The sequence below is a fragment of the Haliea sp. genome, from assembly GCF_040222615.1.
Taxonomy (GTDB): domain Bacteria; phylum Pseudomonadota; class Gammaproteobacteria; order Pseudomonadales; family Halieaceae; genus Haliea.
Map to the genome: position 1 here is coordinate 1 of NZ_JAVKCQ010000141.1, position 25,212 is coordinate 25,212.

The window sequence follows — 25,212 nt, forward strand, 5'->3', positions numbered from 1 at the left end:
GCTGCTAAGTTGCAGCGCCAGACCATTTCTCAGGAACAAACATGGCCACTTTGCTGTAAGGCCAGGGGAAACAACGTCGCCTGCCCCAGAAACACAGCGAAACCGCTGACGATCCCGAGCACGCCAGTCAGAATATGAAAGTACAGCATCGTGGCCATGTTTGTTCCTGAGAAATGGTCTGGCGCTGCAACTTAGCAGCGCTGATTCATGGGCATAGGTGCAGTTGGCTCTGTAGTCGCCGGCAGAGGTGTGTCGAAGACAATCAGATAGACAGGTACAACTATCTGCGTTAACAGCAGCGGCAGATGCAGCAGCACTAACACCTGGCCCTGGAAAAAGGTGTTGCCAATGGCAATCAACTGCAAAACACAGGCGAGATTAGCAAAACCTCTCAGCCAGCGAGGCAGTAAACTTGCGCGATACAAAAAGGCGTAGAACAGCAACAGGCTGAAACTGGACAGGAAAATCGCCATGAAATGGGTTTCGTTGCGCCCGACAGCCAGGGATTTCCACAACAGCTCCATGCCCACGTCCAAGCTTTGCACGTTATCGGCCTTGAGCTGGGATACCAGGCACAGCAACGTTGCCAGCCCCAGCCCCAGCCCCAGGCCCGTGCCTTGGGTGCCGCGATGGGAGGTGTTGTTCACGCAATAAAAAGGGTCGAACAGCTTGGGCAGAGCCGCCTGCGGAATGCCTTTGCCGTTATCTGCCACCACCAGGCAAAGCTGCTTTTCCTGTTCGGTAATCACAAGGCTGACCCGTCTGGACTTTCGCCCATCTTGAGACATTGGGGCCAAACTTGGGAGATGACCTCTTCCGACCAGCAAGCTGTTGGATGTAAGCTTGCGAGTTGCGGGCAAGCACTCTCGTAGAGTGGGTCAGAACAGCGCTTACAGTTCCTGGCGCAGACTTTGGCCTGGCCGACACGCAAATAGGCGACAGAGATTCGATGCATGACTGACGACAAAAAAGCTACAGAGGATGTTGACTCGGCCGGCGCTCACGCCTTGTTGCGTGCCGAACACCACATCATCCGCCTGACCTTCTGGCAAACTATTCTCTCGGTCGCCGGTGTCTTGATTGCTGTAGTCGCACTCTATGCGGCACTTACAGAATCTGCTGCGGTTCGCCAACAGACCGCGGCGGCCGTCTGGCCGTTTGTGCAATTGATGCTTGAAGACTACGACACGGGCGATGCGGCAGGATTCTCGTTGGCATTCACGAATGCCGGTGTGGGTCCCGCAAAAATGAAGGACGTCCGTATTAGCATCGATGGCACCGTCGCGAGAAACTGGTCCGAGCTGGTTGCCAGAGTGGACGGGGATACTGAATCGACGATCAACCGGAACTTTATCAGCGATCGTGTCATTCGACCCGATGAAACGGTTGTTGTATTCAGTACGAACAATGCAAACCTGGCACGAAAACTGGTTGGTGCCGTCAGTAGGCCACGAGGCGCGCTCACCTTCTGCTACTGCTCGATATTCGACGAGTGTTGGCTTGCGGATAGCGGCAACAACCTGCAGGCGCCGGAGTTGGTCGAGGCCTGTCCGGATTTCGGCAGCGATACGTATATCAACTAGCCGGCCCCAGCGGCCCGCGCAGGGAATAAAATGTAACCCATGCCCCCGGAAAGGACCCTTTGTAGTTTGGCGGGGGCAGAAGGACTCGAACCCTCGACCTACGGCTTAGAAGGCCGTTGCTCTATCCAGCTGAGCTATACCCCCGTGGTTTTTGTTAGTACCTGCGTTGGTACTATTCACTTGTTGGTACTTCCGGGTCAAACAAGCGAGGCGGGAGTATACCCTCACTGGCTCCATGCGGTCTATTCACTGCTGCCTTCCTCCAACATCGGAACGTTCCGGTCCGTTAGCCTAGCCCGCCCATCCGGTGCCGGGTATCATCCGAGACTCATTCGCCATTCCAGAATAAGAAAGCGAGAAAGTTCCCATGGAATTCATAGCGGCACTAGTAATGATTCTAGTTATCGGGGGCATTGTGTTCGTTAGCGGCCATGCGACGAAGCGAAAGGAGGCAGAAGCAGCGGCCAAGGCTCGGGCGGAGCAAGTAGTCGAGGTCGGCAGACTTGCAGAGCAGGTTCAGAATTCTTTGGCAAAAATGGAGACAGCCAAAACGCTCGCCTCTCGGGTTAACCATACCTCCAGGGCGCTAGAGCACCTTGAGCTGGCATTCTTTTACCCCGTTTGTACCGACGTCATTTCTAACGCCCACGAGATACGGGATCGTCTCAAGGCAATGATCCGCGTATTCCCGGTCATTGATCTGGTGGAAAAGTCATATCGGCAAAGATTCAAAGGCAAAAGCGCAGCGGAATTGAGTGCCCTTCAAGATGCTCTTTACGAAATCGGGATGAAGGGAATAACAAACGTGGAAATAGAGCAGGCACAGATTTATCCTGAGGGAACCGGCGAGATCGTGACCATTGAGAGCATTCAAGATCGCTGCAGAAAGCTAGGCTGGGAGCCTCGCTAGACTCAGCCCATGCGTAACCTAGATGAAGACTTGCCCGCGCAGATGCGCCAGGAGGCCGCAGCAGCGGTCTACAGGGCAGAACAGGCTTGCAGGCGGGCACGGTTACTCTGGTCGGCTTCATTACGCTGGTGGTCGCTGCGGCGGCCTTCGCGGTGGCATCAACAATCGGGACTACAGTCGCCCAGGCGAGGCGCTCACCTCCACCACGGTTTTGGTGCTCGGGCGGTACTCGCAGGCATAGATATGCGGCTGCCACGCGCCGAAGCCGTTCTGGAGCTTGATGCTGTCTCCGATGTAGATAAACGTCCCAGGCCGCTCTGACTGGATGTAGTGGCGGAACTTGAGGGTAAGCCAGCCGTCTGTCCACTCAAAATCATATTGCGCGAGGCGCTCTACCGGGCGCTTGCAGTATGTGTTGGCATCAACCAGGTGAGACTTTGCCACTGCTCTCCAATCCTCCTGGGCGGTGACTGGCGCGCTTGGCTTTGGCGCGATTCCTATTGATTCAAGGCATCGGTCTCGCGCATAGGGGTCAACATTCGCCTCGCACACCGCTCTATCGAATTCGTCTTGCGATACGGACTGCGCGGCCAGCAGTGCGCTGGAGAGGAAAAATGCCAACCTGATGTAACTCATGCTCACCCCTAACGCCTAACGCGCCGCTTGTCTGCTGAGGCGATACAATAACGACATAGGCTAAGGTTTACTATTGACCCTCAAGGAATCCACGGACAAGCCGCCTGCTCAAGCTTCCTCGCCGCTCAACCGCGTTCTACAGCCTCGCGGGTCAACCGCTCCCGCTCCTGCCGCTCGAACTCCTGGGCCAGACGGTGCGCCTCTCGGTTGATCCGCTGCCGCTCTACCCTGGGTAGTTTGGTGGTATCCTCGCGCGGGCGGGCAGGCACACGCGCACACAACTCAGATTCTGCCATATCGGGCCTCAGAATTTTTTAAAGAAAAATCGCAATTGCGTTAAAAGAAGGGAACCCAGCCGGTTTTGCATTGGTGGGCCTGTCAGTTTCACATGCCCCCGTAAAGGAAACCCCCCGCCGCGCGACAACGGTCGGGGGTAGTGGCGCAACCAGTCAAACGCCTGACACGACACGCCCGCCGAAAACGTCCCGTGGTGCGGTCAGCTCTCGGGCTGGCCTAGTCAAACTTCCCAGATAGGCTTCCCGCTGCGCCGTTGGACACTGGCGGCGGCCTTCTCGGTGTACCGGCTCTGGTGAGTAATCCGCATTGAACGGGCCAGGGCCATCGCTGCGCGTGATTCACGGTCCCGGCACTCCAACAGGGTCTTGTACCTCTTGAGTCCGTCATCCTCGGTCAGCCAGTCGGACGTATAGCGGTCGATTTCATGATTCAGAATCGCGGCGGCATCCACATGGCGACAATATGCGGCCAGAATGTCAAAGCTGTCTGGCCTGAAGTAGTCGGCAGGGTAAACTCCAACAATTCGCTTCCATATCGCGGCCTGCGCCTCGGTGAGTGTTTCCGGTGGTCCTGGTCTGCGCTCCGACAGGGGTGCGACACTCAATGCCGCGCTGGACTGCTTACCTCGTGTTCCCATAATTTCACCCTTAAGGAAAAAACCCGCTGATTCTAGTTGGAAGACTTAGGCCGCGATTTCCCAATCCATCGCCCTTGACCTCTTACCCTCCCGCCCCCTGTCAATCCTATTAATCCAATTGCGGGCGGGCGAAATTTAGGCCGGACTCGGTTTCCTGAATCATTGCCGCCGTACCTCGTGACCACGCCCCCCTGCCTTGCGCCCGCTCTCGGTTTCCTGCGGTCCCTTGCGCTTGGGCTTACTGCGCTTAGGCTTGGGCAGCCGGTACTCGTGGACGTTGAACCTCCACCTTCTGGCCATCAGTGGACAGTGTGCCCGTGTGTTGGCAGATCCCGCTCCACTCCATTCTCGATCTCCTTTATCGTTTGCCACAACAGGGTCTCAAGTGTGGGCAATACAGCAGCAGGCACGGACGCGGGCAGATCGAACTCAAGGGTCAGGGTCGCACCACTCGCAAACCGGATGACAGCCTCGCACTCTTGGCCCTGTAGCTGATTCATCGCCACTGCCTCGGCTCGGTCGTGCGGGTTGATTAGCATACGCCCGGTGTAGTCGTGAGCCATGTCTAGCAGTAGTTCCTTCATGCTGGCTTGTCTCCTTTGCTTACCATTTTCCACGTTGGGCCTTTGCCCGGTTCCGTATCTGTTTGGGTCAGCGACAACCAGAGTGAATTGCGGTGCGTGACCAGTGCGTTGCGCTGATACTCCTGGTCGATTCGCCACGGCCCCGTGTAGTGGTCGGCCAGGCTTTTCTGGCGCTCGGCAACATCGGCGCGAATCGCCTTTAGCTCCGCATCCATCTTGCTTGCCAGCTCCGACACTAGGGCCAGCGCGAACGCAAACCCTGTGTCGCCAGCATCGGCCCGCTTAAGCTCTGCCTCTATCCGCGCCGGTGCCCCTGGTAGAAATGACTCGACAAGTTTCATGCTCAGATACCAGTCAGCACAGCCACGGAACCCGCGCGCTGTACGCTCCAGTTCGCGTAGGTGGTGCTTTTCAAAGCAATGCCTTCAGTCTGGAACATATTCACCATTACCGGCCCGGTGCTGTCGGTTTCGTCCACCATCGATATATCGGTATGGGAGGAATCCACAAGCCGGCCCGGCTCCATCGCCACTGCAATGCCGCTAGGGTCAACCAGGATCAAGCTCCCGCCGTCTGAATCAATGGGGCAGGCTCGGGTGGCAACCACTGGCATTCCCAAAAGACTGCCGCCGCGCGGTGACAGGTCGGGGAACATATAGCCCCCCGCAGCATCACGAGTCATCGCAATCTTCGCCAGAGTTGTCGGGTGACTTATCCAGTGCGCCGCTTGTAGGTCGCCGTCAAATCGTGAAATGGTATCGGCAATGCCCGCGCCAATATCGGAACCCGCACTAACCGGGATCACGCCATAGGTCAGGCTTGCTGGTCTTTCGTCGTCGCCAGCGTTGGCGGGATCAAGCGCGGGTGTATCAATGCTCAGCGCGGTTGTACCGATCAGGTCATTGAACAGGACGCTTTCGTTTAGGTTGCTGCCCGCCGCCTGCTTAAACATCTCTTTTGAGCGAACGACAATGGCGATTAGCTTTTTGTACTTCAGCTCAGTGAATGCCAATGCCATTTTTGAGATTGGCGCGGGGGCAGATTCGCCAGTCCAGTATGCGGTGGAACCGGACTCGGCGACGGACAACCACACGTTAAAGTCAGTGCGCCGCAAATTGTCGATCTGTGTGAAAATACTGCGCTCGAATACTTGGTCAAAAAAATCTTCAACATAGCGGGTCGGCTTGGAGTCGTTGGAAGTCATACCCTCCAGCGCCTTTTCAACGTGATCGCCAAAGCCCCGGTAATGCTCGGCAATGAAAGTGTGCGGATCAAGTGGACTACACGCCATCGCTGTTACAGCGCGGAGGTAATGGCTTGCGGGACTGAGTGACAAGATTTTAGACATTGGGTAAATCCTCGGTGGCTTTAATCTTCATTTTACCAACTCGATTTCTAGTAACCGAACCGCACCGGGAACTACCGGGAACTACCGGGAAATTTGATTACAAATAAATTCGGCAATATCCCCAATTCGCACATAAACACGCCGTCGAATCCGTTTGCTTGGCAGGAAGTAGCAGTTCTGCAGGGTCTTTTGCGACAGCCCCAGATACCGCGCTGCCGCGCTCTGGTGAATGGCATCGCCCAACACCAGGACAACACCATTGTCCCGGCACCATGAGCGTATGGTTTCGGCTTCGGCCTCTACCGGGTCGGTTGGCAGTGGCTGGCCGCACTCGCTGCAATGGTTCATCGGTTCGCCCTCCCTCCATCCGACTGAAGAGCCTCTTCAGCAGATAGCTGTGCTGCGATATTGATTATTCGCTCCAGGTGGCGAACGATACCGCGCTGGTTAAGGATCGGAGACTCCAGAGCGAAGCCGTGCAATATCGCCAGGGCGGTGCGGAAGTCATCTAGTTCATTTGTGCTATCCATTCTCGCCGCCCTCCGGCATGTATGCGTTTGATTCAGAATGGCACTCTTCCGTTTTGCATCGTTTACATATCAGGTCGAAGACACGATCATCTTTCCGGTTAAGAATGCGGCTAACAGTAGATTGCGATACCCCAACCTCGGCAGCGATCTGTCTGGTCGACTTGCTCTTGAAGTACAGGTCCATGCCCCGCCGTAGACGGCGCGACACGGTGCCCTGGTTAAGTCCGGTGATCCCCGCGAGTTGCGCTTGAGTGTATCCGCAGCCCAACAGCCGCATGGCGCTGGCGTAGGAAACGAAATCAGTCATCGTGTGGACTCCCGCGAAAGGTCACCGCCACAGTGCGGACAGGTAGATGAGCGCGGCGTCTTATCACGGCGAGGGGCAGGGTTAGCCATCTGATCAGTGATATACGGAACCTGATCTTCAGGCTCCATCCGTGCGAGGTGATCCAGCATTGCGCCGGTGTCTAGTCTGGTGCCCCGGATAAGGTCGCGGGCCTCCTGGGTGGTGTTCTCGACTCTCCAGATAGCCCGGTTGATACTGCGCTTGCTCTGGCCGGTTTTCCTCGCTGTCTCGCTAGCAAAGCCTTCTGGTCGGCCCGGACCACGAGCTGCAATAGTGGGACAACTTGTCCCGCTTTTCCTGGTCATGGTTGCACCTCGCAATGGCCGCAGCCTTCACCATCACATGCCGGGCAAGTCTGCCTCTCTGTCGCCACAGAATCGGTTACATGGGTTACATGGGTTACACCACTACCACTTACGGCCCCATCCGTTACCGTTGTAACCGACGTAACCGAGTTTTGAGGTAAGGGAGGGAGGTATCTGTCCCATGCATCAACCAGATCGACGCGGGCATAACCTTTACCAACATCATGCCCAATGCGAACAGTCCGCCGATTGATCCGGTATTGCTTGAGTCGGTTTGATAACCCTCTCGCATCCATCGGTTGCCCTCTCAGGCTTCCCCACGGGGCATCATCCAGATCATTGAGAGAATCGAGAATCTCGCGGGTGAACATGGCTTCACCTTTGAACACATCTCTCAGATCAGACAACAACCTCACGCCTAAGCTGGGGGTGGTCTCTTTAGATTCGGTTACAAGGGTTACAGCGGCGACACGAGCGCGGTCTGGCCAGTCACCTCCAACAACATCGGCAATCGCCAGCAGCGGCTCCCATACGTCGGCGTCGCGGTCCTCAATACCATCCGGCATATCCGGCCATGCGTCGGTGAGAGCATCCACAACCTGCAATGCCCAGCTTTCCAGGCGATCCCGCAGAGCGTTACCTTCGGCGCTGTGAATCCGGCGACGGTAAGCCTCGACCTTTTCACCAGGGGCGCGTCGGCGCATTCTGATTACCACTGATCGGGTCAGTATGGTGTCAGGCAGCCCGCCCAGCCCAGCCAATGCAACAGCGCAATAAGCCGGTATTTCCTCGGTAACAATCTCTTTGCCCCTGACGGTGCATCTACCTGCAACAGCTCCGCGACGGTGGCCAGCATTCAATAGACCACGAAGTTCCTCATTGTCTTTGGCTTTGGGGCCAAAGACTGTATCGATCTCATCGTAGAGAATGGTCGGGGGTCCGCTCTCGTCGCCAACCTTCCGAAATAAATAGGCTGGCGTAACATTTACAGCTTCAACAGGATTCGGGACCAGGGTCTCGGTTATCTCCAATGCGCGAGTCTTGCCGCTACCCGGCTCAGGAGAGAGGAAACCGATCCTCGGCGTTGAGTCCCATGCATCCATCAAGTGTGTGTGCGCGATCCACAGGGTATGTGCTACCCGGCAATGCTCACTTGGATAGGCAACGAACCGCGCCAGGAACAACTCCACCTCGATCAAGAGCTGTGCGCCTTCCGTCGGCACAATGGCACTTGAATAGAAGTCTTGTGCTACCGCTTGGGCGCGGCGGTCCAGGTCATCAAGGTTTAACATAGGCGGCTCCGGTGCTGTAACAGACGGCTGAATAGCGAAGAAAACGAGCGTCTTGTTCTGGCGTCGGGGTGCGGCCTGATCTCACGAGTGCCGAATACTTCAGACAGTAGTGTTGAAGTGCTGCAAGTTCTTCTAGTGTGAATCCACAGCGACAAAGTGTAGAATGAGACTCAGCCAGCCCGGCTACCTTTGCGCCCTTCACCGACTCGCACTCGGTGGGGGCGTTTTCGTTTAGTGTCATATCAGGCTACCCCCTGCACTGTCTTCCGGTTGGAGCGCTCCAGGTACTCGTTCCAGTCGTCGTCAGGAATGATCGTACGAGCGCCGACCTTGCGACCTCTGAGCCTGCCGCGCTTCATCTCGTTGTAAATCGTTGCCACACATACGCCCGCCTGGGCAGCGCGTCCGGGGATCGACCAAGGGTGAGGTTTTGTATCCATCTCTATCGCTCCGTGTTAATGCCAATGTGTTTATGGCCACGGGGATAGAATAAATAGCGAGGAATGGAGAATTCCCGGAATGCTCAGCAAACCGGGATAAAACGTGTCTATTACTCTTTGCGAAGCTCGGAAAGAATGTCGTTTAGGCGTTTGGCGGTGACATATTTTCCAGGTCTCCCGCCGACTTCATCGTAGAGCATTCCATCTGCGATTACTTCGACAGGGTTGATAAGCACATTCTCATCTTGCTCTCGCAGACCATGCAGTGCAGACTCCCTACCAAGTGCATCAGCCTCTAGCTCTGCCATGAGGTGTCCAAGATCACACGGGTCCATCGTTTCATACAATGCCCGTAAGGTGCGCTTCAACTTGCCTTCCTTACCCAGCTTTGCCTTGCCCCCCTTTTGAACCGCCTTACCACGCCCCAACTCCCTTGCAACCAGTTCATCTAATTTCTGGCGAAGATCGATCATTACATCATCGGGACTCAAACCAAAATACATGCCCCCGGCAGTAACGGCGCTGTGAGTCGCGGCCACGGGATCGCCTTTAGACGATGCCCGCTTGGCCTGATTCAATACTCGAACGATCTGCCGTGCTGCCCGCTCCCTGTCTTCCCATGCCTGTGATATTTCACCCTGCGCTTTCCGCTGGCGTCGGGTCCACTCCACAAGTAGGACGCATTGGTTTCGGATGGCATCTTGAACAGGGTATGTACCGCTGACTATCTCCTCACTCCAGTGAAGTTGCTGCTCAAGAATCTCACGGTCAGAGATGCGCTTTGACTTCATTTTCCGCTCTCCAGGTAATCGCACCATTTTTGCGTCCACTCCCGACGCTCGGTCATAAACTCATGGTGTTGATAACGCTGTGACATATCGCCGGAACTGTCCACAACATGCCCTAGAAGCCGTTCCCTGACCTCATGGGGGCAATGGTTAGCTGCAAGCCACGTTAGCCCGCTGTGCCTTAGTGCATGGCTGGAAAAGTCCTTGTGCAGCTTCATGTCCTTGCGGCGCTTGTTGATCTCCTTGCCGACAACATCGGACGCAATCGGACGCGGGGCACGGGGCTGGGGGAACAAGTACCCTGATTCATGGCGCGGGAGGGACTTCAATAGAGTAACGGCTTGCTTGGGGAGCATGACAATGTGTTCCCTGCCAGTCTTGTACCGCTCAGCCGGGATAGTCCAAACCTTGTTGCGAAGGTCGAACTCTGACCAGCTGGCCCCCGCCACCTCTCCGACGCGGCAGAAGGTCATCATCTGCAACAGGAGGATGTGCTTTATATCCTCGCGCAACTTGGACTCCCGCAGTACCGACTGGAACCCTTCCAGTGTCTTACCTTCCATGTGGTAACTACGGGCCTTGTAGGTTGGGGCAACAATGCCCTCTGCCGGGTTGCGGGCAATGTCGAGGATTGCGGTTCTATGGGTTGCGGTCTTGGCGTCGGCCTTGGCCACCTCGCGCCGCCTAACGCGCTTGCGCCCCATCGCCCAGTTATACAGGCTCTTGGTCTGCTTCAAAGCTTCTTGGGCCACACGGGGCGCTCCACGGTCCAGAGCGGCCTGCACGATACCGAGAACATGCTCGGCGGTCAGTTGATCGGCTGGCAGGTCGCCATGACGCGCCACCAGCTCGGTATTGAGGGTGCGCTCCTGATTCTTCCAGTCGCGGTTGAATGGCTCGGCTTCCTGCTCAATATACCTGTTGACCAGCCGCCGGACAGTCAGCTGATCGACCTTCGGCTGATCCAGCCCGAGAACAGATTGAACGGCCTCGCTCAGACTGCCGGGGTGATCCTCTACATCGTCGTAACGCTCACGGGCACCAGCTACCCCAACCTGGGGGAACTCGCCCACAGAGCGCATGACGCGCTTCCCATCTTCACGCTTGCGGATATACCAAGTCTTTGTTCCTGACGGCTCTACCATTAATAGAAGGCCGCGCCTCTTGCGCTTCAGATCGGGTCGCCAGCTCTCATCAGAGAACAGGGTACGGGCCTCAACCTTGACCCCCCTGACGAAACGGTCGGTGAACTCAAGTCTGGTCGGGAGTTTGGTCATGGCCGCAGTCCGTGTTAGTACTTTCTGTTAGCACTTTAACTTAGCTAGGGATAGAAAGTCTATACTGCTTTATAGGCCGTTGTACTTGCTTAGAATGAGTATTCTTAATGTAAATCAGTAACTTAGGGTGGATATTGGGAGGAAAGCCAGATTTGGCGCGGGATACGGGGAAATGGGGTCGATTGGATTAGAAGGCCGTTGCTCTATCCAGCTGAGCTATACCCCCGGAAGCGTGAGATTGTAGCATCGCGGGCGCGAAGAAAGCGGTCGCCGGGTGCAAAGACTACAGGACAAAGAGGGATGGGGTGGCCGACGGGTCTCGAACCCGCTACCTCCGGAGCCACAATCCGGTGCTCTACCACGTGAGCTACGGCCACCACTGCAAAGTCTGAAAACTGCTTAACCAACCTGACAGCTGTGGCCATAAGTTGGTCGGGGTAGAGAGATTCGAACTCCCGACATCCTGCTCCCAAAGCAGGCGCGCTACCAGACTGCGCTATACCCCGATGATCCTGCGGGCTGCAATGAGCCACCCGTTTTCAGGAGGCGCATGATACTCAGCCCCCGGCGAGCCGTCAACGCCATCTTGGTGATTTTACGCGGGTTTCACCCGGCGTGCCTCTCCCATTTACAGGCACTGCATGGGACAATACGCGCCCTCCACAGTTCGCCAACACAGGAAACACAGCCCATGTCAGCACTGGTTCTGGACGGCAAGACCCTCGCGGCCCAAACCGAGGCCGACCTGCTTGCCCGCGTCGAGCAGATCAAGGCCAAATCCGGGGGCAAGACCCCTATTCTCGCCACCATCCTGGTGGGCGACGATCCCGCGTCGGCGACCTACGTGAAGATGAAAGGCAACGCCTGCCGCCGGGTGGGCATGGAATCGCTGGCGGTGGAACTGCCCGCCTCCACGTCCACCGAGGCCCTGCTGGCCAGGATCCACGAACTGAACGCCAACCCGGAGGTCCACGGCATTCTGCTGCAGCACCCGGTGCCCGCGCAGATCGATGAGCGCACCTGTTTCGACGCCATCGCCCTGGAGAAGGATGTCGATGGCGTGACCTGCCTGGGCTTTGGCCGCATGGCCATGGGCGAGGACGCCTATGGTTGCGCCACCCCCCAGGGCATCATGCGTATGCTGGAACACTACGGAATCGACATTGAAGGCAAGCACGCGGTGGTCGTCGGCCGCAGCCCGATCCTGGGCAAACCGATGGCGATGATGCTGCTGCAGAAGAATGCCACGGTCACCATCTGCCATTCCCGCACCCGGGACCTGCCCGCCCTGGTAGCGCAGGCGGATATCCTGGTGGGAGCCGTGGGCAAGCCGGAGTTTATCCGCGCCGACTGGGTCAAACCGGGCGCGGTGGTGGTGGACGCCGGCTACCACCCCGGCGGGGTGGGCGATGTCGAACTGGGACCACTGGTGGAGAAGGCCAGCGCCTACACCCCGGTGCCCGGCGGCGTGGGACCAATGACCATCAATACGCTGATCCTGCAGAGCGTCATATCCGGGGAGAAGTCCCTGGGCTGAGCCCAGTCCCTGGTGGTGTGCGGCGCGCCCCGTGGAGGGCGCCCCGGCTTACACCCGCCGCCAGCGTGTCCCCTCGCGGGAATCCTCCAGTTCCACCCCGGCCGCCAGCAACTCGGCGCGAATGGCATCGGCGCGCGCGTAGTTTTTGTCCGCCTTGGCCTGCTGGCGCTCGGCAATCAACGCCTCAATCGCCTCGGCGTCGACCAGTTCCTCTCCCGCCCCGCCCTGCAGCCATTCCCGGGGATCCTGCTGCAGGATGCCGAGCAATGCCCCGGCCGCCAGGATACGTGCCTTCAGCCGCGGCAGGTCTGCATCCGCCGCCTTGTGCAGCTGCTTGACCAGCGCATGCAGCTCGGCAATCGCCAGTGGCGTGTTGAGATCATCCTCCAGCGCCCGATAGAAGGGTTCATCGGCGAGCTCCACTGCCGCATCCTCTGCCGGCAGCTCCTGAACCGCACGCAGGGCGTTATAGAACGCGGCCAGGGTCGCTTCCGCCTGGTCCAGCAGCTCCGCGGAGAAGTTCAGCGGCGACCGGTAGTGGGCCGAGAGCAGGGCAAAGCGCAGCACTTCGCCGCGGTAGTGGCCCAGCAGCTCGCGCACGGTGCGGAAATTGCCCAGGGATTTGGACATTTTCTCACCGTCGATGTCCAGGTAGGCATTGTGCATCCAGTAGCGCACATAGTCGCCGCCGTGGGCGCAGCGGCTCTGGGCGATTTCATTTTCGTGATGGGGGAAAATGAGATCCCGGCCGCCGCCGTGGATATCGATGGTCTCCCCCAGGTGGGCGCGGATCATGGCCGAACACTCCAGGTGCCAGCCCGGCCTGCCCCGTCCCCAGGGGCTGTCCCAGCCGGGGTCCTCCGCAGCCGCGGGCTTCCACAACACAAAATCGCCCGGGTGGCGTTTATAGTCCGCCACCTCCACCCGCGCGCCGGCCAGCATGTCGTCCAGGGAGCGTTTGGACAGACGCCCGTAGTCGGGCATGGACTCCACCGCAAACAGGACGTGACCCTGGCTCTCGTAGGCGTGGCCCTTGTCGATCAGGGTGCTGGTCAGGGCGATCATGGCGTCGATATTGTGGGTGGCGTGGGGCTCAAGCGTGGGCGGCAGGGCATTCAGGGCCGCCATATCCTCACGGTACTTGGCGGTAAACTCCTCCGTCACTTCCTCGATCCCGCGACCGGTGTCCCGGGCAGCGGCGATGATCTTGTCGTCGACATCAGTGATATTGCGGGCATAGATCACTTTGCCGTACTGGGTCTGCAACAGTCGGAACAGCACATCGAAAACCACCACCGGACGGGCATTGCCGATGTGGGCGAGGTTGTAGACCGTGGGCCCGCACACGTACATGGTGACGGTGTCGGGCTCCAGCGGCACGAAGGGTTCCTTGCGCGCACTCAGGGTGTTGTAGACGGTAATGCTCATCCCTGGTCTCCGCCGCCCGCGCTCCAGGTGTCGCGCAACCCGATGGTACGGTTGAATACGGGGCGCTCAGGCGTGTGCTCATAGCGGTCCGCCACGAAGTATCCCTCGCGCTCGAACTGGAAGCCCTGCTCGGGTGCGGCGTCTGCCAGCCCCGGCTCGATCCAGGCATTCTCCACGACCTTCAGCGACTCCGGGTTGAGGAAATCCATATAGGCGTTGTCACCGCGGTCAGGCGCCTCGTGGGTAAAAAGGCGGTCGTACAGCCGTACGGTAGCGCGTCGCCCGGCGCTGGCGGACACCCACTGGATCACGCCCTTGGGCTTGATGCCGTCGGCGGGATCTTCACCGAAGGTATCGGGGATCGTCACCGCGTGTACTTCGGTGATATTGCCGGCAGCGTCCTTGACCACGTTCGTGGCCTCGACCACGCAGGCGTTGCGCAGCCGCACCCGCTTGCCCAGCACCAGTCGCTTGTACTTCTTGTTGGCCTCTTCCCGGAAGTCATCGGCATCGATGTACAACTCGCGGGTGAACGGCAGCTGGCGACTGCCCAGTTCTTCCCGGGTCGGGTGCGCGGGCGCACTCAGCGTTTGCTGGTGGTCCGCCGCGAGGTCCGTCAGCACCAGTTTCAGCGGGTTGAGGACGCACAGGGCACGGGGGGCGTTGTCGTTGCGGTCATCGCGAATAGCGTGCTCCAGCATCGCCACATCCACCACGCCGTCACTGCGGGTAACACCGATCATGTCGCAGAAGCGGCGGATGGCCGCCGGGGTAAACCCGCGGCGGCGCATGCCGGCGATGGTGGGCATGCGCGGGTCGTCCCAGCCGTTGACCACGCCGTCGTCCACCAGCTGCTTGAGCTTGCGCTTGCTGGTGACGGTGTAGTTCAGGTTCAGGCGTCCGAACTCGTACTGCCGCGGTCGCGACGGCACCGGCAGGTGCTCGATGAACCAGTCATAGAGGGGACGGTGGTCCTCGAATTCCAGGGTGCAGACGGAGTGGGTAATACCCTCGATCGCATCTTCCTGGCCATGGGCGAAATCATAGGTAGGGTAGATGACCCACTCGCTTCCGGTCTGGTGGTGCACTGCCTTGCGTATGCGATAGAGAATGGGGTCGCGCAGGTTCATGTTCGGCGCGGCCATGTCGATCCTGGCCCGCAGCACCCTGCTGCCCTCGTCAAACTCGCCGGCCCTCATCCGCGCCAGCAGATCCAGATTCTCCTCCACAGACCGCTCCCGGAAGGGACTGTTGCGGCCGGGCTCGGTCAGGGTGCCCCGGTACTCCCTGGCCTGTTCGGCGTTGAGGTCACAGACATAGGCATCGCCGTTGCGCACCAGGTGCAGGGCCCAGTCATAGAGCTGCTGGAAGTAGCTGGAGGCATAGCGCACCTCCCCTGCCCACTGATACCCCAGCCAGCGCACGTCGGCCTGGATGGACTCAATGAATTCCTGGCTCTCTTTTTCCGGGTTGGTATCGTCAAAACGGAGGTTGCAGCGGCCCCCAAAGCGCTCTGCCAGGCCGAAGTTCAGGCAAATGGACTTGGCGTGCCCCACGTGCAGGTAGCCATTGGGCTCCGGCGGAAAGCGGGTGACCACCTCCTGTACCCGGCCTGCGGCCAGGTCGTCCGCGATCAGTGTCTGGAGGAAGTTGTTGGCGGGCTTGATATCCATGCGGTCCGGGTCGACTCCAAAAACCGGGCATTATACTGCCTGTCGGGAAGGCCTTACAGGACTTTGCTGCGGTCGGGAAGGCTATTGTCGCGCACGCCGTGTTTTACTGGCCGGGAAAAGCCCGTATCATTGCGCACTCTTTTTCGACAGCGACGGTCTCTGCAATGGTCATCATCAAAACCACCTTTGGCGACATCACCCTCACCCTGGATGCGGAAAAGGCCCCCGCCACCGTGGCCAACTTCCTCAAGTACGCCAGCGAAGGGTACTACGACGGCACCATTTTCCACCGCGTCATTGACAACTTCATGATCCAGGGTGGCGGCTTCGACACCGATATGCGGCAGAAGCCGGCCGGGGCGCCCATTACCAATGAAGCCGACAACGGCCTGAAGAACGATTTTGGCACCATCGCCATGGCCCGCACCATGGATCCCCACTCGGCCACGGCCCAGTTCTTCATCAATGTGAAGGACAACGACTTTCTCAACCACAGCGGCAAGAACCCCCAGGGCTGGGGCTACGCCGTGTTCGGCAAGGTTACCGGCGGCGAGGAAGTGCTGAACAAGATCCGCGTGTTGCCCACCACCAGCCGCGCCGGCCACCAGGACGTGCCGGTGGATCCGGTCATCATCCAGACCATCGAGATCACCCAGGACTGAGGCAGAGGCCGCAGTGCCTGCGACCTACTTCATTTCCGACCTGCACCTGGAAGCAACCCGCCCGGCCGTGGTCCGGGCGCTGCGCCGCTTCCTGCTGGAGCACCAGGACTGTGACGCGCTGTACATCCTCGGCGACCTGTTCGAAGTCTGGATCGGCGATGATGACGACTCATCCCTGGCGCGGGAAGTAAAGGAAATGCTCAAGCGCTTCAGCGCCGCTGGCCCCCGCCTGTACCTCATGCAGGGCAACCGGGATTTCCTGCTCGGCAAAGAGTTCTGCCAGCAGGTGGGTGGCAAGCTGCTGGGCGATCCCCGCGTGGTGAACCTGTACGGCGAACCGACCCTGCTACTGCACGGTGACAGCCTTTGCACACGGGACACGGAATACCAGGCTTTTCGCAAAACCACCCGCACCCGCGCGTGGCAGACCGAGCTGCTGGCCCGCTCACTGGAAGAACGCAGGACCCTGGCCAGGGAACTGCGCAATCGCAGCCGCGAGGCCAACAGCAACAAGGCAGAGGACATCATGGATGTCACGCCGAGCGAGGTCGATCGCGCTCTGTTGGACCACGAGGTGCGGCAGATGATCCACGGCCACACCCATCGTCCGGCGCGCCACAAGCACCCGGCCGGCACCCGCTGGGTACTCGGCGACTGGGACCGGGAAGGCTGGTACATCGAAGCCACCCCGGACGATATTTCGTTAATTAATTTTGAGATAAAACAATAACATACAGATTAAACTTAAACCCAGGGTGAGGTTATGTTGCGACTCACTGCTGGGCCCGGCACACCGCTGTGGAAGCGAAATTCGCTGTCCTCGCTCTCGATAAGCGCCGCTTCGCAGGCGCGCAGGACCGCCAGGCGCCCGGCTATTTCCGCCGCCGTGGCAAGCCCGGCCGCCAGCCCCAGGTAGTCTTCGAAGTGACGCGCCTCGGATTTCAACAGTGAGGAGTAGAAGTCCGCCAGCTCCGCATCCAGCACCGGGATCAGCGCCGCAAACCGTTCGCAGGAGCGGGCTTCGATCAGCGCGCCCACCAGCAGTGTGTCCACCAGCCGTCCCGGTTCGCTCCCCCGCACCTGCCGGCGCAACTCCCCGGCATAGCGTGACGCGCTCAGTTGTGGGTACGCCACCCCGCGTTTCTGCATGAGGGCAAATACCTGCTCGAAATGGCGCAGCTCTTCCCGCGCCAGCCGGGACAGTTTCTGCAGCAATCGCGGCTGGTCGACGTAGCGGTACATCAGGTTAAGCGCCGTGGACGCGGCCTTCTTCTCGCAGTTGGCATGGTCCACCAGCAGCAGTCCGGGGTGGTCCAGAGCCCATTCGACCCAGACCGCCGGCGTTGCACAGGGCAAAAACGCCCGCACCGGCGCCAGCAGGGCATCGACATCCGGCATCAGTGACCCTCTCCGCCGAACAGGTCCGGGGTGCGCATGTAGCGCTCGTAGTAGGCTTCGGAGAGGATATAGAACTCCTGGTCGATCAGGTCGCGCAGCTGCGGCAGAGCCAGCTCGCGGAACTCCCCGAATACGGTAAAGCCGAAATCCTCGGTGCGCGCAATCTGTCCGGCGCCCGCCTTCAGCAGGCTGAAGACCTGGCAGTACTCGTCGTGGTCGGGGTTGAAGCGCAACTGCTGTACCTGCAATTGCCATTGCAACAGGGCGCTGTCAACCACCGCCAGCTTGTTGCTGACACAGCGCGAGAGGAAGTCCGCCAGGCGCCCGTCAATCGCCAGCTTCTGCTCGTGCGTGTAGCCGTTCCAGTTGATAACCTCATGGCTGAAACGCTTGCAGCCGCGGCATACGGCATCGCCGATGCCGGTGGAGCAAACGCCGATACAGGGCGTCTTGACGACGGTTCTAAGCATAGGTAGAAGCGGAAAAACGGGGCCAGTTACGGTTTGGAAGTGTAAGCCATCGACCGCCTGAATGCACGGTATAAGGATAGCGCCGATTTATCTTGCACCGGCGCTGGGCTATACTGCGCCACCTGTTTCCACGGCAGCGGATGCAGCCACCAGGCCTGCCCGCAGGGCCACCCGTCACCGCAACAAGGAGCTTTACTGTGCTAGAAGCCTATCGCGAACACGTGGCCGAAAGGGCCGCCCTCAACATTCCGCCCAAGCCCCTGAGCGCCGAGCAGGTTGCCTCCCTGGTAGAACTCCTGAAGACGCCCCCCGCCGGGGAGGAAGAGTTTCTGCTGGACCTGATTACCACCCGCGTGCCACCGGGCGTGGACGAGGCCGCCTACGTCAAGGCCGGCTTCCTGTCCGCTGTCGCCAAGGGCGAGACTGAATGCCCGCTGATCGACCGCGCAGCCGCTGTCACACTGCTGGGGAACATGCACGGTGGCTACAATATCGAGACCCTGGTCGGCCTGCTGCCCGATGCCAAGCTGGGCGCCCTGGCGGCCACCGAGCTCAAGCACACCCTGTTGGTATTCGACGCTTTCCACGATGTGGAAGAGATGGCCAAGGCCGGCAACGCGAACGCGAAAGAAGTGCTGGAATCCTGGGCCGAAGGCGAATGGTTCACCGGTCGCCCGGAAGTTCCGGCATCGATCAAGGTAGCCGTGTTCAAGGTCACCGGCGAGACCAACACCGACGACCTCTCCCCCGCCCCCGATGCCTGGTCGCGCCCGGATATCCCCCTGCACGCGCTGGCCATGTACAAAATGACCCGCGATGGCCTGACCCCGGAAGAGCAAGGCGTCACCGGCCCCATGAGCCAGATCGCCGAGCTGCAGGCCAAGGGTCTGCCGGTCGCCTTCGTCGGCGACGTGGTTGGCACCGGCTCCTCACGCAAGTCCGCCACCAACTCGGTGCTGTGGTTCTTTGGCGAGGACATGCCCGGCGTACCCAACAAGAAGGGTGGCGGCATCTGCATCGGCGGCAAGGTGGCGCCGATTTTCTACAACACCATGGAAGACGCCGGGGCATTGGTGTTTGAAGCGCCGGTGGATGAGCTGAACATGGGCGACGTCATCGAAGTGCGCCCCTATGACGGCAAGATCCTGTCAGAGTCCGGCGCGGTGCTGTCGGAGTTCGCGCTCAAGTCTGACGTGCTGCTGGACGAAGTGCGCGCCGGCGGCCGCATCAACCTGATCATTGGCCGCGGCCTCACCACCCGCGCCCGGGAGGCCCTGGGCCTGCCCCGCTCCACCCTGTTCCGCACCCCGGAAGTCCCTGGCGACAGCGGCAAGGGCTTCACTCTGGGGCAGAAAATGGTCGGCCGCGCCTGCGGTGTGGACGGCGTGCGTCCCGGCACCTACTGTGAACCGCGCATGACCACGGTCGGCTCCCAGGACACCACCGGCCCGATGACCCGGGACGAGCTCAAGGACCTGGCCTGCCTGGGCTTCTCCGCGGACCTGGTGATGCAGTCCTTCTGTCACACCGCCGCCTACCCCAAGCCGGTGGACATCGACACCCAGCACTCTCTGCCCGACTTCATCATGACCCGCGGCGGTGTCTCCCTGCGCCCGGGCGATGGCATCATTCACAGCTGGTTGAACCGCATGCTGCTGCCCGACACCGTGGGTACCGGTGGCGACAGCCATACCCGTTTCCCGATGGGCATTTCCTTCCCCGCGGGTTCCGGCCTGGTGGCCTTTGCCGCCGCCACCGGCGTCATGCCGCTGGACATGCCGGAATCCGTACTGGTGCGCTTCAAGGGCAAAATGCAGCCCGGCATCACCCTCCGTGACCTGGTGCACGCCATCCCCTACTACGCCATCCAGCAGGGCCTGCTGACGGTGGAGAAAAAGGGCAAGAAGAATATCTTTTCCGGCCGCATCCTGGAAATCGAGGGCCTGTCCGGCCTGACCGTGGAACAGGCCTTCGAGCTGTCGGATGCCTCGGCCGAGCGCTCCGCCGCCGGCTGCACCATCGCCCTGGACGAAGACACCATTGGCGAATACCTGCGCTCCAACGTGGTCCTGCTGCGGGCCATGATTGCCGAGGGCTACGGTGACGCCCGCACCCTGGAGCGCCGCGCCCGCAAGATGGAAGAGTGGCTGGCCAACCCCAGCCTGATGCAGGCTGATGCCGACGCCGAATACGCGGCGGTCATTGAAATCGACCTGGCAGAGGTGAAAGAACCCATTGTCTGCGCGCCCAACGACCCCGACGACGCCCGTCTGCTGTCCGCGGTCGCCGGTGACAAGGTGGACGAAGTCTTCATCGGCAGCTGCATGACCAACATCGGCCACTTCCGCGCCGCCGGCAAGCTGCTGGACCAGCACAAAGGCAGCATTTCCACCCGCATGTGGATCTCACCCCCCACGCGGATGGACCAGCACCTGCTGATGGAAGAGGGCTACTACAATATCTTCGGTCGCGCCGGTGCCCGCACCGAAATGCCCGGCTGCTCCCTGTGCATGGGCAACCAGGCCCGGGTGGCAGCGAACAGCACCGTTCTCTCCACCTCCACCCGCAACTTCCCCAACCGGCTCGGCGACGGCGCCAACGTCTACCTGACCTCGGCGGAACTGGCGGCGGTGGGGGCAATTCTCGGCAAGCTGCCGACGCCGGAGGAGTACCTGCAGTTCGCGAGCAAGCTCGATGCCATGTCGGCGGAGATCTACCGCTACATGAACTTCGACCAGATCGTGGAGTTCCAGAACAGCGCCGAGGAAGGCAAGCGTATCGCAGCGGTGCAGGTGGACGTGGTCAGCGCCGCCTGAGCAGCAGCTCCAGCCGACTGTCCGCCAGCAGCACGCTGCGCTCAAAGCGGAAGTCGGCCAGCACCGCCTGCAGCTGGGCCTGGGGCATGGGCGCATAGCCGGCTAGCGGTTGCCGCCGCGGCCTCAGGCTCAGCGTATCCGCACTCTGGATCCCGTGAATCCGTGACTCCTCCGGCGCACCGCGCTTGTGGACGCCAAAGGCGTGGGCCCGGGTCCCGGCATGGAGGTGAGGTCGCAGCAGCTGCAGCAGGGATCTGGCGGCGGCCTCGGGCAGGTAGTTGAACAGGTCCCAGAACAGGCAAATATCGAACCGGATGTCCGGCGGCAGGGACAGTAGCGCCTCCAGCTGCTCGCCAAAGCTCGGATCAGCGTCCCCGGCCGACAGTGGCAGCGCGCTGAACAGGTCGACGATGTGCAGGGTACAGGGCGCAGCGGAAAAAAACGCCACCGTCTCCGGTAGCGCAGGGCCCACATCCAGCACCGTGATCCGCTCCCCTTCCTCCATGCGCTGCAATGCCGCAGCAAGCAGCGTCGACGACTGACTCCGGGTGCTCACTATCCGGGCAGGCGCAGTGCCATCCCGGCCGGGAACGGGACCATGGGGCTCAACCGTGCTTCAGGTCCAGACCCGGGTTGCCAGCCGGTGCTGCGGGGGCGGAGGGCTTGTCTGCCTTGGACGGGGCCTGGACCGTGCGGGTGTCGCCTGGATCCATGTCGATGCTGCCCTTGAAGATAGCGCCATCCTCAAGCGTGACCCGCGGCGCCACTATATTGCCGCGTACCCGACCGGATTTGGCAATCACGACCTTCTCGCTGCCGCTGACATCGCCGGCCACTTCGCCCTCGATCTTCACCGTCTTGGCCTTGATGTCCGCGGTAACCTTGCCGGACTGCCCGACCGAGACTTCGTGTTCCCCGAGATCAATCGTGCCTTCTACTTTGCCCTGGATCAACAGGTCCTCGCCACCGGTCACGGTGCCTTTGATATGAATGCTCGGTCCAATCATGGCGGTGCTCCTCGAGACGGCGGGTTTGGGCGTGGGCGGGGCTTCCGGCGGTCTGGGGGCCGCCACGGGTTCCGGTGCCGGCGGCTCCGCCGGCGCTTTGTTCTTGTTTCGATCAAACATCAGATCGCCACCTTAATGCCTGTGTGGGCGGACAATCGTAGCAGGGCCACGGAGCGCTTGGAAGAAGCCCTTTTGGGGTATCTGGACTTTTCGGCCATTCACCGTGCCCGCCCCGCAGCCCGGGGGACAACCGCCGTAGCCGCTGCATCTGTTCAGCTCAGGCGGCCGCGAAAGTCCTCGTAACCGAACTCGCGCACCACTTCCAGGGCGCCGGTAGCGGAATTCCAGAGTGCGATGGCTGGTAGCCGGGTGCCGTTGAAGGTGCTGGTCTTCACCATGGTGTAGTGCGCCATGTCACTGAATACCAGGCGCTGGCCGATCTGCAGCGGCGCCGGAAAGCTGTAGTCGCCGATAACGTCCCCGGCGAGACAGGTCAGCCCGCCGAGTCGGTAGGTATGCGACAGGTCTCCCGCCGCCCCCGCTCCCAGCAGCTCGGCCCGGTAAGGCATTTCCAGGGTATCCGGCATGTGGCAGGTGGCGGAGCAGTCGAGAATGGCCTGGTCCAGCGCATTCCAGGTCAAATCCAGCACTTCCGTGACCAACACGCCGGTGCCGATAGCCACCGCCTCCCCCGGCTCCAGGTAGACCTGCACCTGATGGCGTTCGGCGAAGTCCCGAACGCAGTTCACGAGGTCGTCGATCTGGTAGCCCGGACGGGTGATGTGGTGGCCGCCGCCGAAATTAACCCACTCCATCTGCGGCAGGAGATCGCCGAATTTGGCCTCCACCGCCGCCAGAGTGCGCTGCAGGGGCGGAAAATCATGTTCGCAAAGCGTGTGGAAATGCAGCCCGGTGATCCCCTCCAGGGTATCGACGTCCAGCTGTGAACGCGGAATGCCGAGCCGCGAACCAGGTGCGCAGGGGTCATAGATCGGGACATCGCCCTCGGAGTGTTCCGGGTTGATCCGCAAGCCAAAACGCAGCGCCGGGCGCTCGCGCTGGGCTGCCAGGCACAGGGGCCGGAAACGGACCCACTGGGCACAGCTGTTGAACACCACGTGGTGCGCGATCTGCAGGATCTCGCGCAGGTCGGCCTCGTGGTAGCCGGCTCCGAATACATGGACCTCGCCGCTCTCGTCCGTGCCGCGATAATCTTCGTAGCCCAGCCGCGCCTCGTGCAGGCCACTGGCACAGCTACCGCTCAGGTAGCGCGCTGTCAGCTCTCCCAGGCGCCAGCAGGAGAAGGCCTTCAGCGCCGCCAGCACCTTCGCGCCGCTGGCTTCGGCCACCTGCTGCAGGATGGCCAGGTTGCGCTCCACCGCCACCTCGTCGATTACGTAGCAGGGGGACGGAAGCCGCGCGAGATCCAGCTTGCTGAAGTCCGTGAACTGGAAAATCTGCACCCTAGATTTCCTGTCCCTTGACCACGTCGAGGCGGAAGGACGGGTCCAGTTCGACCACTGTCCACGGCAGGCCATAGCGATTCATGTCCGCCATGAACGGGTCCGGATCGCGCTGTTCAACATTCCACACCCCGGGTTCACGCCAGTGCCCCTCGAGGATCATCTTGGCGCCGATCACCGCCGGCACGCCAGTGGTGTAGAAAATCGCCTGGGACTGCACCTCCCGGTAGCACTCCTGGTGGTCGCTGATGTTGTACAGGTACATCACTCTCTCCACGCCATCCTTGGTCCCGCGCACGATGCACCCGATACAGGTCTTGCCCTTGGTGCGCGGCCCGAGCGTGGAAGGGTCAGGCAGCAATGATGCCAGGAACTGGATGGGCACGATCTTGTGTCCCTGGTAATCCACCGGTTCGATGCCGGTCATGCCCACATTGCGCAGCACTTCCAGATGCTTGAGGTAATTCTCCGAGAAGCTCATCCAGAACTGGGCGCGCTTCAGGCCCGGGAAATGCTTGCTCAGGGATTCCAGTTCCTCGTGGTACATACGATAGATGTTGAAGGCGCCGACATCCTCGGGACAGTCGAAGCGCGCCTGCTTGGACATGGGCGGCGTGGTGACGAACTGGCCGCCCTCCCAGTGCCGGCATTCGGCGCTGACTTCGCGGATATTGATCTCCGGATTGAAGTTGGTCGCGAAGGGATAGCCGTGGTCGCCGCCGTTGACGTCGATGATGTCGAGCTCGCTGATCTCGTCGAAATAATGTTTGGCAAGGTAGGCGGTGAAAATATTGGTGGCGCCCGGATCGAAGCCGCTGCCGAGGACCGCAGTGAGGCCGGCATCACGGAAGCGGTCCTGGTAGGCCCACTGCCAGTGATACTCGAACTTCGCCGTATCCGGCGGCTCGTAGTTGGCGGTATCGAGATAGTGCACACCGGCCGCCAGGCAGGCATCCATGATGGTGAGATCCTGGTACGGCAGCGCCACGTTGATCACCAGCAGCGGCTGCTCGGCCTTGAGCAGGGCGGTGAGCTCGGCCACATTGTCCGCATCCACCCGGGCGGTGCGAATAGGCCTTGAGACCTGGGCGGCGATAGCCTTGCACTTGGACTCGGTGCGGCTGGCCAGCAGGATATCGGTGAACACTTCCGGCAGTTGCGCACACTTGTGCGCCACCACCGCGCCGACGCCACCGGCGCCGATGATTATCACTTTGGACATATCTGTGCTCCTTTTTTGCTGCCTGGATCAGTGGTGCTCGAAGTAGGTGTAGCCCTGCAGGCTGTCGCGGAAGGCGCGCAGGATCTCCTGGCGCTCGGCAACCGAGATGCGGCCGCTGCGCACCGCGCTTTCCGCCACCTGGCGGAACTGTTCCTGCATGTGCTTGGGCTCATATTCGACGTAGCTCAGCACGTCGGCGATGCTGTCGCCGTGGAATTCACGGGCGAAGTCGAAGCTGCCGTCAGGATTGACCGCCACGTTGACCACGTTGGTGTCGCCGAACAGGTTGTGCAGATCCCCCAGGGTCTCCTGATAGGCCCCGACGAGGAACACGCCCAGGGTATAGTCATCATCGTCCTGCAGGCCGTGCAGCGGCAAGGTGCTGCTGGTGCCCGCGGGCAGGGAGAACTTGTCGATCTTGCCGTCGCAGTCGCAGGTGAGATCCGCGAGCATGCCGCGGCGCGTCGGCTCTTCCTGCAAGCGGTGCAGGGGCATGATAGGGAACAGCTGGTCGATGGCCCAGATATCCGGCAGCGACTGGAACAGGCTGAAATTGCAGTAGT

General features: G+C 60.5%; 28 protein-coding genes, 3 tRNA genes and 1 pseudogene. 6 read left to right on the forward strand and 26 right to left on the reverse strand.

Going from position 1 to position 25,212, the window contains the following annotated elements:
- Positions 1 to 29 precede the first annotated feature (29 nt).
- Positions 30 to 158, reverse strand: coding sequence for a hypothetical protein (locus RJQ10_RS11530; protein ID WP_350146706.1), 129 nt, complete (start codon positions 156 to 158; stop codon positions 30 to 32).
- A gap of 33 nt (positions 159 to 191) precedes the next feature.
- Positions 192 to 788: an ATP-binding protein gene (locus RJQ10_RS11535; RefSeq protein ID WP_350146708.1), complete on the reverse strand. Its 597-nt coding sequence runs from the start codon at positions 786 to 788 to the stop codon at positions 192 to 194.
- 165 nt (positions 789 to 953) lie between these two features.
- Between RJQ10_RS11535 and RJQ10_RS11540 the strand changes: the two genes are divergently transcribed.
- Positions 954 to 1,583: a DUF8453 domain-containing protein gene (locus tag RJQ10_RS11540; protein ID WP_350146710.1), complete on the forward strand. Its 630-nt coding sequence runs from the start codon at positions 954 to 956 to the stop codon at positions 1,581 to 1,583.
- Between the two features lie 67 nt (positions 1,584 to 1,650).
- Here RJQ10_RS11540 and RJQ10_RS11545 read toward each other — a convergent pair.
- Positions 1,651 to 1,727, reverse strand: a tRNA-Arg gene (locus RJQ10_RS11545).
- Between the two features lie 223 nt (positions 1,728 to 1,950).
- On the opposite strand from RJQ10_RS11545, the gene RJQ10_RS11550 reads away from it, so the two are divergent.
- Entirely contained in the window at positions 1,951 to 2,493 is a 543-nt protein-coding gene (locus RJQ10_RS11550) for a hypothetical protein (RefSeq protein ID WP_350146712.1), read from the forward strand.
- 171 nt (positions 2,494 to 2,664) lie between these two features.
- Here RJQ10_RS11550 and RJQ10_RS11555 read toward each other — a convergent pair whose 3' ends face one another.
- The 14 genes from RJQ10_RS11555 to RJQ10_RS11620 all read right to left on the reverse strand — a co-directional run bounded on the left by RJQ10_RS11555 (position 2,665) and on the right by RJQ10_RS11620 (position 11,479).
- Positions 2,665 to 2,937 carry a hypothetical protein gene (locus tag RJQ10_RS11555; protein ID WP_350146714.1) on the reverse strand — a complete coding sequence of 91 codons (273 nt, stop codon included), beginning with the start codon at positions 2,935 to 2,937 and terminating at the stop codon, positions 2,665 to 2,667.
- 317 nt (positions 2,938 to 3,254) lie between these two features.
- Positions 3,255 to 3,398 carry a hypothetical protein gene (locus RJQ10_RS11560; RefSeq protein ID WP_350146716.1) on the reverse strand — a complete coding sequence of 48 codons (144 nt, stop codon included), beginning with the start codon at positions 3,396 to 3,398 and terminating at the stop codon, positions 3,255 to 3,257.
- A gap of 248 nt (positions 3,399 to 3,646) precedes the next feature.
- Complete coding sequence (locus RJQ10_RS11565) at positions 3,647 to 4,063, reverse strand: hypothetical protein (protein WP_350146718.1); 417 nt, start codon at positions 4,061 to 4,063, stop codon at positions 3,647 to 3,649.
- A 299-nt stretch (positions 4,064 to 4,362) separates the two neighbouring features.
- Positions 4,363 to 4,647, reverse strand: a complete 285-nt coding sequence (locus RJQ10_RS11570) for a hypothetical protein (protein ID WP_350146719.1) — start codon at positions 4,645 to 4,647, stop codon at positions 4,363 to 4,365.
- On the reverse strand, positions 4,644 to 4,988 hold the full coding sequence (locus RJQ10_RS11575) for a hypothetical protein (RefSeq protein ID WP_350146721.1): 345 nt from the start codon (positions 4,986 to 4,988) through the stop codon (positions 4,644 to 4,646). The genes RJQ10_RS11570 and RJQ10_RS11575 overlap by 4 nt, the downstream gene beginning before the upstream one ends.
- A gap of 2 nt (positions 4,989 to 4,990) precedes the next feature.
- Entirely contained in the window at positions 4,991 to 5,995 is a 1,005-nt protein-coding gene (locus tag RJQ10_RS11580; protein WP_350146723.1) for a phage major capsid protein, read from the reverse strand.
- 81 nt (positions 5,996 to 6,076) lie between these two features.
- Positions 6,077 to 6,343, reverse strand: a complete 267-nt coding sequence (locus RJQ10_RS11585; RefSeq protein WP_350146725.1) for a hypothetical protein — start codon at positions 6,341 to 6,343, stop codon at positions 6,077 to 6,079.
- A 174-nt stretch (positions 6,344 to 6,517) separates the two neighbouring features.
- Positions 6,518 to 6,832, reverse strand: coding sequence for a helix-turn-helix domain-containing protein (locus RJQ10_RS11590; RefSeq protein ID WP_350146727.1), 315 nt, complete (start codon positions 6,830 to 6,832; stop codon positions 6,518 to 6,520).
- 340 nt (positions 6,833 to 7,172) lie between these two features.
- A complete protein-coding gene (locus RJQ10_RS11595; RefSeq protein WP_350146729.1) occupies positions 7,173 to 8,468 on the reverse strand; it encodes a DUF3631 domain-containing protein in 1,296 nt (431 codons plus the stop codon).
- Positions 8,469 to 8,710: 242 nt separating this feature from the next.
- On the reverse strand, positions 8,711 to 8,848 hold the full coding sequence (locus RJQ10_RS11600; RefSeq protein ID WP_350146731.1) for a hypothetical protein: 138 nt from the start codon (positions 8,846 to 8,848) through the stop codon (positions 8,711 to 8,713).
- A gap of 170 nt (positions 8,849 to 9,018) precedes the next feature.
- Positions 9,019 to 9,699: a hypothetical protein gene (locus RJQ10_RS11605; RefSeq protein ID WP_350146733.1), complete on the reverse strand. Its 681-nt coding sequence runs from the start codon at positions 9,697 to 9,699 to the stop codon at positions 9,019 to 9,021.
- Positions 9,696 to 10,973: a tyrosine-type recombinase/integrase gene (locus RJQ10_RS11610; RefSeq protein WP_350146735.1), complete on the reverse strand. Its 1,278-nt coding sequence runs from the start codon at positions 10,971 to 10,973 to the stop codon at positions 9,696 to 9,698. The genes RJQ10_RS11605 and RJQ10_RS11610 overlap by 4 nt, the downstream gene beginning before the upstream one ends.
- Before the next feature lie 301 nt (positions 10,974 to 11,274).
- A tRNA-His gene (locus RJQ10_RS11615) sits at positions 11,275 to 11,350 on the reverse strand.
- A 52-nt stretch (positions 11,351 to 11,402) separates the two neighbouring features.
- Positions 11,403 to 11,479: transfer RNA gene (locus RJQ10_RS11620), tRNA-Pro, on the reverse strand.
- A gap of 185 nt (positions 11,480 to 11,664) precedes the next feature.
- On the opposite strand from RJQ10_RS11620, the gene folD reads away from it, so the two are divergent.
- A complete protein-coding gene (gene folD / locus RJQ10_RS11625; RefSeq protein ID WP_350146737.1) occupies positions 11,665 to 12,510 on the forward strand; it encodes a bifunctional methylenetetrahydrofolate dehydrogenase/methenyltetrahydrofolate cyclohydrolase FolD in 846 nt (281 codons plus the stop codon).
- A gap of 48 nt (positions 12,511 to 12,558) precedes the next feature.
- On the opposite strand, the gene cysS is transcribed toward folD, so the two are convergent.
- Entirely contained in the window at positions 12,559 to 13,938 is a 1,380-nt protein-coding gene (gene cysS, locus RJQ10_RS11630; RefSeq protein WP_350146739.1) for a cysteine--tRNA ligase, read from the reverse strand.
- Positions 13,935 to 15,611, reverse strand: a complete 1,677-nt coding sequence (locus RJQ10_RS11635; RefSeq protein ID WP_350146741.1) for a glutamine--tRNA ligase/YqeY domain fusion protein — start codon at positions 15,609 to 15,611, stop codon at positions 13,935 to 13,937. The genes cysS and RJQ10_RS11635 overlap by 4 nt, the downstream gene beginning before the upstream one ends.
- Before the next feature lie 164 nt (positions 15,612 to 15,775).
- On the opposite strand from RJQ10_RS11635, the gene RJQ10_RS11640 reads away from it, so the two are divergent.
- Both RJQ10_RS11640 and RJQ10_RS11645 read left to right on the forward strand, forming a co-directional pair.
- On the forward strand, positions 15,776 to 16,273 hold the full coding sequence (locus tag RJQ10_RS11640; RefSeq protein ID WP_350146743.1) for a peptidylprolyl isomerase: 498 nt from the start codon (positions 15,776 to 15,778) through the stop codon (positions 16,271 to 16,273).
- A 13-nt stretch (positions 16,274 to 16,286) separates the two neighbouring features.
- Positions 16,287 to 17,003, forward strand: coding sequence for a UDP-2,3-diacylglucosamine diphosphatase (locus RJQ10_RS11645; protein WP_350146745.1), 717 nt, complete (start codon positions 16,287 to 16,289; stop codon positions 17,001 to 17,003).
- 14 nt (positions 17,004 to 17,017) lie between these two features.
- Here the strand turns inward: RJQ10_RS11645 and RJQ10_RS11650 are convergent, their stop codons facing one another.
- Both RJQ10_RS11650 and RJQ10_RS11655 read right to left on the reverse strand, forming a co-directional pair.
- Complete coding sequence (locus tag RJQ10_RS11650; RefSeq protein ID WP_350146747.1) at positions 17,018 to 17,671, reverse strand: MiaE family protein; 654 nt, start codon at positions 17,669 to 17,671, stop codon at positions 17,018 to 17,020.
- Positions 17,671 to 18,141, reverse strand: coding sequence for a DUF1289 domain-containing protein (locus RJQ10_RS11655; protein WP_350146750.1), 471 nt, complete (start codon positions 18,139 to 18,141; stop codon positions 17,671 to 17,673). The genes RJQ10_RS11650 and RJQ10_RS11655 overlap by 1 nt, the downstream gene beginning before the upstream one ends.
- 197 nt (positions 18,142 to 18,338) lie before the next feature.
- Between RJQ10_RS11655 and acnB the strand changes: the two genes are divergently transcribed.
- Positions 18,339 to 20,957 (forward strand): bifunctional aconitate hydratase 2/2-methylisocitrate dehydratase, encoded by a 2,619-nt coding sequence (gene acnB, locus RJQ10_RS11660; RefSeq protein WP_350146752.1) that lies wholly within the window; start codon positions 18,339 to 18,341, stop codon positions 20,955 to 20,957.
- On the opposite strand, the gene RJQ10_RS11665 is transcribed toward acnB, so the two are convergent.
- From RJQ10_RS11665 to RJQ10_RS11685, 5 genes and pseudogenes are all read right to left on the reverse strand, one after another.
- On the reverse strand, positions 20,944 to 21,513 hold the full coding sequence (locus RJQ10_RS11665; protein WP_350146754.1) for a hypothetical protein: 570 nt from the start codon (positions 21,511 to 21,513) through the stop codon (positions 20,944 to 20,946). The genes acnB and RJQ10_RS11665 overlap by 14 nt on opposite strands.
- 49 nt (positions 21,514 to 21,562) lie before the next feature.
- Complete coding sequence (locus tag RJQ10_RS11670; RefSeq protein ID WP_350146756.1) at positions 21,563 to 21,964, reverse strand: bactofilin family protein; 402 nt, start codon at positions 21,962 to 21,964, stop codon at positions 21,563 to 21,565.
- A 272-nt stretch (positions 21,965 to 22,236) separates the two neighbouring features.
- Positions 22,237 to 23,427: a carboxynorspermidine decarboxylase gene (nspC, locus tag RJQ10_RS11675; RefSeq protein WP_350146758.1), complete on the reverse strand. Its 1,191-nt coding sequence runs from the start codon at positions 23,425 to 23,427 to the stop codon at positions 22,237 to 22,239.
- Position 23,428: 1 nt separating this feature from the next.
- A complete protein-coding gene (locus RJQ10_RS11680) occupies positions 23,429 to 24,649 on the reverse strand; it encodes a saccharopine dehydrogenase family protein (protein WP_350146761.1) in 1,221 nt (406 codons plus the stop codon).
- 27 nt (positions 24,650 to 24,676) lie between these two features.
- Positions 24,677 to 25,212 (reverse strand): annotated as a pseudogene (locus RJQ10_RS11685) (biosynthetic arginine decarboxylase); the annotation flags it as partial.

What these genes read in the sequence shown, in the direction of transcription:
- RJQ10_RS11530 (WP_350146706.1), bottom strand. Translation starts at nt 158, where the DNA reads ATGGCCACGATGCTGTACTTTCATATTCTGACTGGCGTGCTCGGGATC.
- RJQ10_RS11535 (WP_350146708.1), bottom strand. Translation starts at nt 788, where the DNA reads ATGTCTCAAGATGGGCGAAAGTCCAGACGGGTCAGCCTTGTGATTACC.
- RJQ10_RS11540 (WP_350146710.1), top strand. Translation starts at nt 954, where the DNA reads ATGACTGACGACAAAAAAGCTACAGAGGATGTTGACTCGGCCGGCGCT.
- RJQ10_RS11550 (WP_350146712.1), top strand. Translation starts at nt 1,951, where the DNA reads ATGGAATTCATAGCGGCACTAGTAATGATTCTAGTTATCGGGGGCATT.
- RJQ10_RS11565 (WP_350146718.1), bottom strand. Translation starts at nt 4,063, where the DNA reads ATGGGAACACGAGGTAAGCAGTCCAGCGCGGCATTGAGTGTCGCACCC.
- RJQ10_RS11570 (WP_350146719.1), bottom strand. Translation starts at nt 4,647, where the DNA reads ATGAAGGAACTACTGCTAGACATGGCTCACGACTACACCGGGCGTATG.
- RJQ10_RS11575 (WP_350146721.1), bottom strand. Translation starts at nt 4,988, where the DNA reads ATGAAACTTGTCGAGTCATTTCTACCAGGGGCACCGGCGCGGATAGAG.
- RJQ10_RS11580 (WP_350146723.1), bottom strand. Translation starts at nt 5,995, where the DNA reads ATGTCTAAAATCTTGTCACTCAGTCCCGCAAGCCATTACCTCCGCGCT.
- RJQ10_RS11585 (WP_350146725.1), bottom strand. Translation starts at nt 6,343, where the DNA reads ATGAACCATTGCAGCGAGTGCGGCCAGCCACTGCCAACCGACCCGGTA.
- RJQ10_RS11590 (WP_350146727.1), bottom strand. Translation starts at nt 6,832, where the DNA reads ATGACTGATTTCGTTTCCTACGCCAGCGCCATGCGGCTGTTGGGCTGC.
- RJQ10_RS11595 (WP_350146729.1), bottom strand. Translation starts at nt 8,468, where the DNA reads ATGTTAAACCTTGATGACCTGGACCGCCGCGCCCAAGCGGTAGCACAA.
- RJQ10_RS11605 (WP_350146733.1), bottom strand. Translation starts at nt 9,699, where the DNA reads ATGAAGTCAAAGCGCATCTCTGACCGTGAGATTCTTGAGCAGCAACTT.
- RJQ10_RS11610 (WP_350146735.1), bottom strand. Translation starts at nt 10,973, where the DNA reads ATGACCAAACTCCCGACCAGACTTGAGTTCACCGACCGTTTCGTCAGG.
- folD (WP_350146737.1), top strand. Translation starts at nt 11,665, where the DNA reads ATGTCAGCACTGGTTCTGGACGGCAAGACCCTCGCGGCCCAAACCGAG.
- cysS (WP_350146739.1), bottom strand. Translation starts at nt 13,938, where the DNA reads ATGAGCATTACCGTCTACAACACCCTGAGTGCGCGCAAGGAACCCTTC.
- RJQ10_RS11635 (WP_350146741.1), bottom strand. Translation starts at nt 15,611, where the DNA reads ATGGATATCAAGCCCGCCAACAACTTCCTCCAGACACTGATCGCGGAC.
- RJQ10_RS11640 (WP_350146743.1), top strand. Translation starts at nt 15,776, where the DNA reads ATGGTCATCATCAAAACCACCTTTGGCGACATCACCCTCACCCTGGAT.
- RJQ10_RS11650 (WP_350146747.1), bottom strand. Translation starts at nt 17,671, where the DNA reads ATGCCGGATGTCGATGCCCTGCTGGCGCCGGTGCGGGCGTTTTTGCCC.
- RJQ10_RS11655 (WP_350146750.1), bottom strand. Translation starts at nt 18,141, where the DNA reads ATGCTTAGAACCGTCGTCAAGACGCCCTGTATCGGCGTTTGCTCCACC.
- RJQ10_RS11670 (WP_350146756.1), bottom strand. Translation starts at nt 21,964, where the DNA reads ATGATTGGACCGAGCATTCATATCAAAGGCACCGTGACCGGTGGCGAG.
- RJQ10_RS11680 (WP_350146761.1), bottom strand. Translation starts at nt 24,649, where the DNA reads ATGTCCAAAGTGATAATCATCGGCGCCGGTGGCGTCGGCGCGGTGGTG.